The 1,535-nt window shown below is 40.6% G+C and carries 1 pseudogene; it reads left to right on the top strand.

From position 1 onward, the window contains the following. Positions 1-1,535, top strand: a pseudogene (locus BLV91_RS17075) (hypothetical protein); the annotation flags it as partial.

A 1,535-nucleotide genomic window follows, 5' to 3' on the forward strand; every position in this document is an offset into this window, starting at 1 on the left:
GACAACTGTTCAACAGCGACAGTAACGGTAACAGTAGTTGCAGCACCAATCAAAGCAGTAAATGATGTTGCAGGACCAATCAACGGAATAGTTGGCGGAGATGCAGGAATCAATGTATTGGATAATGATTTATTGAATGGCGTTAAAGTAACTCCATCAGATGTAAAAATCACTTCTACTCCAAACGGACCATTAACGGTAAACACAGACGGAACCGTAACGGTAGCAGAAAACACAAAAGCAGGAGAATACACAGTAGATTATACAATCTGCGAAGTATTAAATGCCGACAACTGTTCAACAGCGACAGTAACGGTAACAGTAGTTGCAGCAGCAATCAAAGCAGTAAATGATGTTGCAGGACCAATCAACGGAATAGTTGGCGGAGATGCAGGAATCAATGTATTGGATAATGATTTATTGAATGGCGTTAAAGTAACTCCATCAGATGTAAAAATCACTTCTACTCCAAACGGACCATTAACAGTAAACACAGACGGAACCGTAACGGTAGCAGAGAACACAAAAGCAGGAGAATACACAGTAGATTATACAATCTGCGAAGTATTAAATGCCGACAACTGTTCAACAGCGACAGTAACGGTAACAGTAGTTGCAGCACCAATCAAAGCAGTAAATGATGTTGCAGGACCAATCAACGGAATAGTTGGCGGAGATGCAGGAATCAATGTATTGGATAATGATTTATTGAATGGCGTTAAAGTAACTCCATCAGATGTAAAAATCACTTCTACTCCAAACGGACCATTAACGGTAAACACAGACGGAACCGTAACGGTAGCAGAAAACACAAAAGCAGGAGAATACACAGTAGATTATACGATCTGCGAAGTATTAAATGCAGACAACTGTTCAACAGCGACAGTAACGGTAACGGTAAATGCAGCACCAATCAAAGCAGTAAATGATGTTGCAGGACCAATCAACGGAATAGTTGGAGGAGATGCAGGAATCAATGTATTGGATAATGATTTATTGAATGGCGTTAAAGTAGTAGCCTCAGAAGTAAAAATCACTTCTACTCCAAACGGACCATTAACAGTAAACACAGACGGAACCGTAACTGTAGCAGAAAACACAAAAGCAGGAGAATACACAGTAGACTATACGATCTGCGAAGTATTAAATGCCGACAACTGTTCAACAGCGACAGTAACGGTAACAGTAGTTGCAGCACCAATCAAAGCAGTAAATGATGTTGCAGGACCAATCAACGGAATAGTTGGCGGAGATGCAGGAATCAATGTGTTGGATAATGATTTATTGAATGGCGTTAAAGTAACTCCATCAGATGTAAAAATCACTTCTACTCCAAACGGACCATTAACGGTAAACACAGACGGAACCGTAACGGTAGCAGAAAACACAAAAGCAGGAGAATACACAGTAGATTATACAATCTGCGAAGTATTAAATGCCGACAACTGTTCAACAGCGACAGTAACGGTAACAGTAGTTGCAGCAGCAATCAAAGCAGTAAATGATGTTGCAGGACCAATCAACGGAATAGTTGG

It is taken from the genome of Flavobacterium degerlachei, from assembly GCF_900106645.1.
GTDB lineage: Bacteria > Bacteroidota > Bacteroidia > Flavobacteriales > Flavobacteriaceae > Flavobacterium > Flavobacterium degerlachei.